This window comes from Lysobacter tyrosinilyticus (assembly GCF_054779815.1).
Genome location: NZ_BAAGXN010000001.1, coordinates 1,474,332 through 1,485,059, shown reverse-complemented (window position 1 = coordinate 1,485,059; position 10,728 = coordinate 1,474,332). Strand labels below are relative to the sequence as shown.

Annotated in this window: 1 protein-coding gene; it reads right to left on the bottom strand. The window is 68.7% G+C overall.

Annotated features, from left to right (window positions below; all coding sequences use genetic code 11):
* On the bottom strand, positions 1-10,623 hold a 10,623-nt coding region (locus ACYVGK_RS06365), incomplete at its 3' end, for an amino acid adenylation domain-containing protein (RefSeq protein ID WP_460732403.1).
* Positions 10,624-10,728 lie beyond the last annotated feature (105 nt).

The window sequence follows — 10,728 nt, the reverse complement described above, 5'->3', positions numbered from 1 at the left end:
CAGTTCGATGTCCTCGAACCGCAGCGCCACCGCTTCCGGCGTCCTGGCCGCCTGCGCCGAGAACTGCGTGTGCACGCAGGTCGTCGGGTACGCGCGATCCGTCGCGTTCCACTCCTGCGACAGGAAATCGCGCTCGGCGGCGTCCAGCATGTCGATCTGCCAGGACGGTGTCCGCGGCGCATGTTCCAGCGCATCGACGAGGCGTTCCAGCACATGGCGCAGATAGGCGCAGACGCGTTCCGGCGCGACCGGCTCCTCGATCTGCGCGCGCAGCTCGAAGTCTTCGCCGAGGTCGTCCACCGACAGCGTGAAGGAATAGTTGGTACGTTCGCGCACCGACAGCAGTTCCACGCCTTGCGCCCAATCCGGCACGTTGTCGCCGGCCGGCGTGGTGTGCCGGTAGTTCAGCAGCGAGGAGAACAACGGCGTGTTCGTCGACAAGGCGCTGCAACGTTGCGCCAAGGCCAGCGGCGCGTGCTCGTGCCGCACCAGCCCCGACAGCGCCGCGTGTGTCCGCAGGACGCCTTCCTGCACGCCGATGTCGCCCAGGTGCACGCGCATCGGCAGGGAGTTCATGAACAATCCGACCGCCCGGTCTGCGCCGTCGCCGCCCTGCAGGCGCCCGAACAGGACCGTGCCGAACACCACATCGTCGCGGCCCGCGCTCTTCGCCAGCACCTGCGCCCACGCCCAGTGGAACAGGCTGGCCGTGCTCACACCCAGCGTGCGCGCCTGGTGACGCAAGCGCTGCGACAGCACGCGCGACAGTTTCAGCTCCGCCTCGCGCACGTTGTCGCCGTCGCCGTGCACTTCCAGCATGCCGAACGGAGCCGTCGGCTCGTCCACGTCACCCAGCATCTGCCGGAAGAACGCTTCGTGCTCCTGCGCGCTCATGCCGAGGCGCGTTTGCGCGACGAAGTTGCGGAATGGCACCGGCGCCGGCAATGCGTGCGCGCGACCGGTTCGGATCAGGCCGATCTCCTCGAAGATCAGCTCAACCGCCACGTGGTCCATCGCCAGATGGTGCTGCAACAGCAGCAGCAGCCAGCGCTGGCTAAGCGCGTCGAAAGCGGCCACGCCTCGCATCAGCGGTGCCCGGCGCACGTCCATGCGCGCATCGCGCGGATCGGCGATCTCGGCCAGCCGCGCCGCAGCGTCGCCGTCGGCGACCTCGATCGTCTCCAGCTCCATGCAGGCCTTGCGCCACACCACCTGCACGGGCTCGGGCAAGCCGTCCCACAGAATCGCGGTGCGCAACACGTCGTGGCGATCGGCGACCTGCTGCAAGGCCTGCGCGAAATCGTCCAGTGCCGCCCGCGACTCGAACGACAACAGGGTCGACAGCAGGTACGGATCACCGCGAGTCTGCAGCAGGTGGTGGAACAGGATGCCGTCCTGCAGCGGTGCCAGCGGATAGATGTCCTGGATGTTCGCGGCACCGCCCGGCACGGCGGCGACGATGCGCGCGATCTGCGACGCATCGAGGTCCACCAGCGGCAGCATCTCCGGCGTAATCGCCTCGCATCCCGGCGGGATGCCGTTGGCGGGCACTACCACGCCTCGCTCGCCCGCACGCTGGGCAGCTTCGACGGTCCGCGCCAGCACGGCCAGCGTCGGCTTCGCGAAGAGCACGCGGATGTCGGCGTGAAGCCCTTCGCGCCGCAGGCGTTCCATCAGCTGCACGGCGAGCAGCGAGTGGCCGCCGAGCTCGAAGAAATTGTCGTCGCGACCGATGCGCTCGACGTGCAGCAAGTCGGTCCAGATCCGCGCCAGGATCGTTTCCGTCCGGCCCTGCGGCGCTTCGAACGCTCGCTGCACAAAGGCCTCGTCGTCCGGCGCCGGCAGGGAGCGGCGATCGAGCTTGCCACTCGGCAACAGGGGCAGCGCCTCCAGCCGCACGTAGGCCGCGGGCACCATGTAGTCCGGCAGCGTCTGCGCCAGCGCGTCGCGCAGTGCCTGTGGATCGTGCGCCGTGCCGGGCGCGTCCACCAGATACGCCACCAGCCGCTGTTCGCCCGGGGCATCCGTACGGGCCAGCACGACAGCTTCGCGAATGCCTGGCAGCACGGACAAGCGCGCCTCGATTTCGCCCAGTTCGATGCGGAAACCGCGGATCTTCACCTGACGGTCGTTGCGCCCCAGGTACTCGAGCGCGCCGGCGGGCCGCCAACGCCCCAGGTCGCCGGTGCGGTACATGCGTCCGCCAGGCGCTGTCGCGAACAGGTCGTCGACAAAGCGTTCTTGCGTCAGTTCCGGCCGATCGAGATAGCCGCGCGCCAGTCCGGCGCCGGCGATGTGGATTTCACCGGGCACGCCCAGCGGCACCGGCTGGCCACGCGCGTCGAGCAGGTAGATCGCGAGATCACCCACCGGCATGCCGATGTGCACGTCCTCGCGCGAGAGGACCTCCTGCACCGTCGCGGTGATCACGGCCTCGGTCGGGCCATAGGCGTTGAACAGTCGCGGCCGATGTCCGGGGCGGTCCGCCCAGTCGCGGATCGCCTGCGGTTCCACCGCTTCGCTGCCGATGACGACGATGCGAACGGTGTCAGGAATCGCGATCACGGGATCGCCGCTGACGTACTGCCAGAACTTCGTCGGCAGCTCCGCGACCGTGATCCGGGCCTCGGCACACAGCTGCCAGAAGCGTGCGGCATCGGTCTGCCACTCCGGCGTCCGCAGCACGAGCGTCGCGCCGACGGTCAGCGCGCCCATGATCTCCTCAATGGAGACGTCGAAGTTGATCGAAGCGAACTGCAACACGCGGTCCGTGCGCCGGAATCCGTAGCGCTCGGTCAACGCCGGAATGCGCCGCGCCAGCGGGCCATGTTCGACCGCCACTCCCTTGGGCTGTCCGGTCGAGCCGGAGGTGTAGATCACGTAAGCCAGGTGATGCGATGCCAGGCCAAGATCGGCCGACACGGGATTGGTGTCCGGCGACGATGCCCAGGGCGCCGACGGATCGTCCATCCGCACCACTGGCAGTACCGCATCGGCCGCGAATCCGACATCCACGCCATCCTGCGTGAGCAGTGCGCACGGTCCACTGTCGCGCAGCATGTAACCCAGGCGTTCCTGCGGATACGAGGGATCCAGTGGCACGTAGGCGCCGCCGGCCTTCAGCACCGCCAGCACCGCCGCCACCATCTCGACGCTGCGTGGCAGGCAAATCGCGACTTTCGTGTCCGGCTTCACACCCAGTTGGCGCAGGTGATGCGCCAGTTGGTTGGCGCGCGCGTTCAACTCGCGATAGGACAAGCGCACATCACCTTGTTCGAGTGCCGGTGCGTCCGGGGTCTTCGCAACCTGGCGTTCGAACAGCGCGTGGATGCAATCGCCGGCGTGCGCCCCGGTGTGACATTCCGGGTTGCCGCCCGCCAGCACGAGGCGGCGCTCGTCCGCATCGAGAGCCTCGATGCGCCAGGACGGCGTCTGCGGCGCGGACTCCAGCGCATCAACCATCGATGCCAGAACGGTCTGCATGTAACCGCAGATCCGCTGCGGGTCGACGGGTTCCGCGGCCTGCGCGGTCAACTTGAAGTCGTCGCCGAAGTCGTCGACCGACAGGTCAATCGGATAACTGGAGCGCTCGCGCACCGACACCAGCGCGGTGCCCGGCGCCCACGCCGACATGTCGGAGACGCCGGCGCCATGGCGGTAATTCAACAGCGTCGTGAACAACGGCGTGCTGGCCGGCAGTGCGCTGCATCGTTGTGCCAGCGCCAGCGAGGCGTGCTCATGGCCCAGCAGTTCCGACAGCATCGCGTGCGTCCGGCGCACACCGTCCTGCACCCCCGTCTCGCCCAGCGTCACCCGAACCGGCAGCGTGTTGATGAACAGGCCCATCGCACGTTCCGCGCCCGCACCGCCTTGCAGACGGCCGAACAGCACCGTGCCGAACACCACGTCGTCGCGGCCGGTCGTCTTCGCCAGCACCTGCGCCCACGCCCAGTGGAACAGGCTCGCCGTGCTCACGCCGAGACGGCGCGCCTGATTGCGCAATCGCTGCGAGAGGGCCGGCGGCAGCGTCCGTTCGGACTCGTGCGCGTGCTCGCCGCTGCCGTGCACCTCCATCAACCCGAATGGCGCCGTCGTCTCATCGATGTCGCCCAGCATTCCGCCGAAGAACACCTCGTGCTCCTGCGGGCTGACGCCAAGGCGCGCCTGCGCGACGAAATTGCGGAACGGCACCGGTGCCGGCAACGCCTCCGCACGATCGCCCAGCATCATGCCGATCTCGCGCATCAGGATGTCCAGCGCGGTGTGGTCGAACATCAGATGGTGGTGGACCAGCCGCAGCAGCCAGCGATCATTGCGCTCGTCATGCGCGACGATGCCGCGCATCAACGGCGCGCGCCGCAGGTCGAGCCGTCGCGTGGCATCGTCGCGCTCGAGTTCGGCCGCGATGTCATCGCCGTCCAGCGACAGCGTCTGCACATCGATCCGCGCCTCGCGCCAGACGACCTGCACCGGCGCATCCAGCCCCTCCCAGAGCACCGCGGTACGCAGCACGTCGTGGCGGTCGGCGACCCGCTGCAACGCGTCGACGAACCGATCGAGTTGCGCGCGTTGCTGGAAGCCCAGCGTGATCGAGAGCAGGTACGGGTCGGCGTCCGGTTGCAGCAGGTGATGGAACAGGACGCCTTCCTGCAGTGGCGCCAGCGGATAGATGTCCTGCACGTTGGCGGCACCACCAGGCACCGTGGCGACGATCCGTGCGATCTGCGCGGCGTCAAGCGAAACCAGAGGCAGCATCTCGGATGTGATGGCCTCACAGCCCATCGGGATGGCGTTCGGCGGCACCGCCACATCGCGCCGACCTTCCTGTATGGCCCGTTCGATCGATCGCGCGAATGCGGCCAGGGTCGGACTGGCGAACAACGCCGCGATCTCGGCGGCGAGTCCTTCCTGTCGCAGGCGCTCCATCATCTGCACCGCGAGCAACGAATGCCCGCCGAGCTCGAAGAAGTTGTCGTGCCGCCCGACCCGATCCACGCGCAACAGCTCGCGCCAGATCGCCGCCAAAGCGGTTTCGACCGGTCCTTCCGGTGCTTCGTACGCACGCTGCGCGTACGCCGCGCCCTCCGGCTCTGGCAGCGCGCGACGGTCCAGCTTCCCGTTCGGCGTCAGCGGCAACCGCTCCAGCGCCACGTACGCCGCCGGCAGCATGTACTCCGGCAGCGTGCGCGACAGCCCTTCGCGCAGCCGTTGCGGGTCCGGCGTCTCGCCCGTCGGCGCCACCACGTACGCCACCAGCCGCACCTCGCCCGGTTCGTCCTCGCGCGCGATCACCGCGGCTTCACGGATCCCAGGCTGGGCCGACAGCTGCGCCTCGATCTCACCCAGCTCGATGCGCAGGCCGCGCAGCTTCACCTGCTGATCGTTGCGGCCCAGGTATTCGATCGTGCCGTCCGCTCGCCAGCGACCCAGGTCGCCGGTGCGGTACATCCGCGCACCCGCCTCCTCCGAGAACGGATCGGGCAGGAAGCGCGCCGCCGTCAGTTCCGGGCGATTGAGATAGCCGCGCGCCACCTGCGCGCCGCCGATGTGCAGTTCGCCCGGCGCTCCCACCGGCACCGGCCGGCCGTGGCGGTCCAGCAGGTACAGCCGCGTGTTCGCGATCGGTCGACCGATGTGGATCACCGTGTCCTCGGGCGTGATCACGCCCGACGTCGCCACCACCGTCGTCTCCGTCGGACCATAGTTGTTCACCAGCGCGAACGGCAGGTCCGGCGTCGGCAGCCGGTTCAGGCGATCGCCGCCGGTCAGCAGTGTGCGCAGGCCCGTGCGGCCCGACTGCCCCCGCGCCAGCGCCGCATCCGCCAGCGCCGTCACCAGGAAGCTGCTCTGCAGGTCCTGCGATTCCCACCAGTCCAGCAGCGCCGACGGATCGCCGGCCGTGCTCGACGGTGGCAACGCCAACGTCGCGCCCTGGCACAGCGCCGGCCACACCTCCCAGGTGCAGGCGTCGAACGCCACGCCCGCCGTCGACGAAGTGCGCTCGCCCCGCGACAGCGGGAACGTCTCCGTGTGCCAACCGACCAGGTTCGCCAGATGGCGATGCTCCACCATCACCCCGTTCGGCTTGCCCGTCGAACCAGAGGTGTAGATCACGTAGGCCAGCCGGTTCGGGTCCGCGACCGGCGCGATCGCGGCCGTCGTCTCCACCAGCGGCGGCAATGCATCCAGTTCCAGCACCTGCCAGTCGCCCGACAGGTCGACCTGCGCCGACAACCCGGACTGCGTCAGCACCACGCGCGGCGCACTGTCGCCCAGCAGGTCGCGCAGGCGTTCCGCCGGCGCGGCCGGGTCCAGCGGCACGTACGCACCACCGGCCTTCAGCACCGCCAGCATCGCCTGCACCAGCTCCGGACCACGCCGCAGCAGCAGCGCCACCCGCGTCTCGGGCGCCACGCCCAGCGCGCGCAACCGTTGCGCCAGGTGCTCGGCCTGCGCATTGAGTGCGCCATAGCCGATCTCGTTACCTTCGAACCTGATCGCCGGTGTCTCCGGCGAAGCCGCGGCCTGCGCCTCGAAGCGCGCGAGGACGTCGCCTGCCTGCGGGAACGCGCGCTGCGTGTCGTTCCACGCCTTGAGCACGAGCTGGCGCTCGGCATCGCCCACCAGGTCGATCGCGTCCACCGCCTGCCCATCGTCGCGGACCATGCCGCGCAGCAATGCCTCGAGGTAGCCGACATGCCGCCGCATCGTCGAGGCGTCGTACAACGCCGTCGCAAAGCACAGTGTGCCCGTGATCCGGTCGCCGGACTCCTGCAATTCGAGCGTCAGGTCGAACTTGGCATCGGTCGCAGGCGACGGCAGGACGCGCGTGGTGATGCCGTCCAGCGCGAATGCGGTCTGTGGCGCGTTCTGCCAGGCGAAGGCCAGCTGGAAGATCGGCGTGTACGCCAGCGTGCGCTCCGGCCTCAGTGCTTCCACCACCTGCTCGAACGGTACGTCCTGATGTGATTGGGCCTGCAACGCCCGCTCGCGCACCTGCGCCAGCAACTGCGTCACGGTGGGGCGGTCGCCGAAGTCAAGGCGCAACGCGAGCGTGTTGACGAAGAACCCGATCAGCGGCTCCACTTCGACGCTGACCCGGTTGGCGACGGGCGTGCCGATCACCACCTCGTCCTGCCCGGCCAGGCGCGCGACCACCGCGCTCCAGGCCGCCAGCAAGGTCATGTACAACGTCGCGCCATGGCGCTGCGAGAGCGCTTTCAACGCGGCCGTCAGGGTGCTGTCGAACTCGATCGGCAGCAGCGCGCCGCGATAGTCCTGCACCGCAGGACGCGGACGATCGGTCGGCAACGCGACCAGCGCGGGCGTATCAGACAGCTGCTCGCGCCAGAAGGCCAACTGCTGCGCCTGCACCGTACCCGGCAGCCAGCCGCGCTGCCACACCGCGTAATCCGCGTACTGCACCGGTAGCGCGGGCAACGGATCGATGTCGGCAGACGCGCCCTCGATCGCGTAAGCACGATAGAGCGCGCCCAGTTCGCGCGCCAGCACATCCATGGACCAACCGTCGGACACGATGTGGTGCATCGTGATCAACAGCACGTGGTCCTGCTCGCTCCGTCGCAACAGGCGTCCCCGGATCAGCGGGCCATGCTCTAGATCGAATGGCGCATCCGCCTCGGCCGCCTGCCAATGCGCGACCGCATCGGGAGAAGACGTCTCGTCATCGACGATCGTCTGTTGCAGCAGGGCGAAGGTCGCCGTGCCGTCGATGGACTGCATCGGCACGCCGTCAACCAGCACGAAGCGCGTCCGCAGCGCCTCGTGGCGCAACAGGAGGCGATCCAGTGCGGCCTGCAACGCGGCCACGTCCAGGCGCCCCTGCAGAGCGAGGGCGCAGGAAAGATGGTAGGCCGCACTGGCCCGCGCGCCCATGCGGGCGATGAACCACAACCGCTGTTGCGCGAACGACAGCGGCAGTTGCCTGTCGCGGGAAACCGGCACCAGCGCCGGAGGCAGATTGGAGGCCGGCCGTTCGGCCAGTGCGGCAGCGAGATCGCGAAGCACAGGCCGTGCGAACACGATCGACACCGTGGCCGGCATGCCCAGTTGCTGTTGCACGCGCGCCGCCATCTGCATGGCCAGCAACGAATGTCCGCCCAGCGCGAAGAAATGATCGTTCCGGCCAACGGTGTCGACGCGAAGCAATCCCTGCCAGATCGCCGCCAGCGCAACCTCGAGTCCGCCCTGCGGTGCCTCGTACGCGCGCTGCGCCAGCGCCTCGCTCGTGGGAGCGGGCAACGCGCGGACATCCAGCTTCCCGTTTGGCGTCCGCGGCAGTGCCGGCAGCGTCATGTAGGCCGACGGGATCATGTATTCGGGCAACGTGCGCGCCATTGCCTCGCGCAATGCCTGCGGATCGACGGCGTCGGCAGCGGCCACCACGTAGGCGACCAGACGCTTGTCGCCCGGCACGTCCTCGCGCACGCGGACCGCCACCTCGCGGATCCCCGGTTGTGTCGCCAACCGTGCTTCGATCTCGCCGAGTTCGATACGCAGCCCGCGTAGCTTCACCTGTTCATCGTTGCGGCCGACGTAGTCGAGCGTGCCGTCGGCGAGCCAGCGCACGAGATCGCCGGTCCGGTACATGCGAGCTCCATCCGCAGCGGCGAAGGGATCCGGCACGAAACGCTCGTGCGTCAGTTCCGGCCGGTCGAGGTAGCCGCGCGCCAGTCCGGCACCGCCGATCCAAAGCTCCCCCACCGTGCCGATCGGCACCGGCTGGCGGGCGGCATCGAGCACGTACACGCGCGCATTGGCGATCGGCCGCCCGATCGGCGGGCGACCCGACATCGGCGCCCGGCACGGATGCCAGGTCGCCCATACGGTCGTCTCGGTCGGGCCATACGCGTTGATGAAAGAGCGCCCAGGCGCCCAACGCTCCACCAGTGCTGGCGGACACGCCTCGCCTGCCACTACCAGCGTGCGTACGCTCGCCATGCACGCCGGCTCGTCGATCCCGGCCAGTACGGACGGCGTCAGCGTCGCATGAGTGATGCGATGTTCGAGAAGCAGATCGCGAAGGATGGGGCCCGCTACGACGGCTTCCGCCGGCGGCAGATGCAGCGAGCCACCGTTGCACAGGGCCATCATCGTCTCGAAGACGCAGGCATCGAAGCTGAAGGACGCGCATTGCAGGACGCGACTGTCCGCATCTACCTCGAAGGCGTGCCGCTGCGCCGCAGCCAGGTTGACCGCGCCGCGATGTTCCACCATCACGCCCTTGGGATGCCCCGTCGAGCCGGACGTGTAGATGACGTAAGCCAGATGATGCGGTGCCAGACCGATGTCGTCCTGCACGAGCCGGGCGGACGGGAGGGCCGCGATTGCCTCGCGTTCGACCTGCACGTCCAGCAGTGTCTTCTGCGGCGTCAGCCCTGCCTGCAAGGTGGCACGCACGGACGGCGCAATGCCGTGGGTCAGCAGCACGACCGGGGCGCTGTCATGCAACAGATAGGACAGTCGCTCGGCCGGATAGGCCGGATCCAGCGGCACATACGCACCACCGGCCTTCCATGTCGCCAGCATCGCAATCACGCGCTCGGCGCCACTGGGCATGCAGATGGCGACGCGCGCATCCGGCCCCACGCCCAGTGCGCGCAGCCGGTGCGCAAGTCGATTGGCCTGCGCATCGAGTGCGCCGTAGTGCATCACGCCATCGGCAAACGCGAGCGCCACGGCCTCGGGCGCCCGGTCGACCTGCGCTTCGAACAACGCATGGATGCCGACTGCGTGCGGAGCTTCGCAGCGCGTCTCGTTCCAGTCCACCAACTGCAATCGACGCTCGCGCTCGTCGACCAGGTCGATCGCATCGATCGGCCGGGCGTCGTCGGCGGTCATGCCGCGCAGCAACGCTTCCAGATAGCCCACATGCCGCTGCATCGTCGAGAGCTCGTACAGCGACGGCGCGAAGCCGAGGGTGCCGATGATCTGGCCCTCCACTTCCTCCAGCGACAGACACAGGTCGAACCCCGCATGATCGGCGGACGCGGTACCTCGCCACACGAAAGCCAGCTGGCAGATGGGCATGCATGCCGGCATGTGGGCCGGCGCGAGCGCTTCCACCACGCGAGCGAAAGGCACGTCCGCATGTGCCTGCGCCCGAGACGCGCGCACGGCCGCCTGCGCCAGCAACTGCGCAGGGCTTGGCCATTCGTGCAGGTCCAGTCGTAGCGCGAGCAGATTGTCGGATGCTCCCGCCGCGATCCCGGCGTCGGAAAGACTTGCGGACACCGCGCCGATGACCACCTCGTCCTGCATGGACAGGCGCGCCACGAGCGCCGCCCAGGCAGCCAGAAGCGTGACCGGAAGCGGTGTGCCATGGCGCCGGGAAAGCGCCTTCAGCGACGCCGTCAGTTCGCGATCGAACGCGACCGGCAGCGATCCGCGTGCATCGTCCCGTACCGAGGGCCGCGGGCGATCTGTCGGCAGGGCGACCAGCGTCGGTGCGCCAGCCAGATGCTCGCACCAGAAATCGAGCTCCCGTTGCAGCGCAGGAGACAGCTGCGAAGGAGACGATTGCGATGCGGAATCTTGAGCGGTCCGCTGTGCACCGGAATCACTGGACAAAGCGTCATCGTGGCACGTGTCGTGCTTGTTCATTCCAAAATCCTTTTCGTGGGCCTCCAGGCCGCAGGGCGACTGGAGGCGATCCTTGGCGATCTGCGGCATGCCGCATCCCGCCATCCTTCATGGGCAGGTCATCCG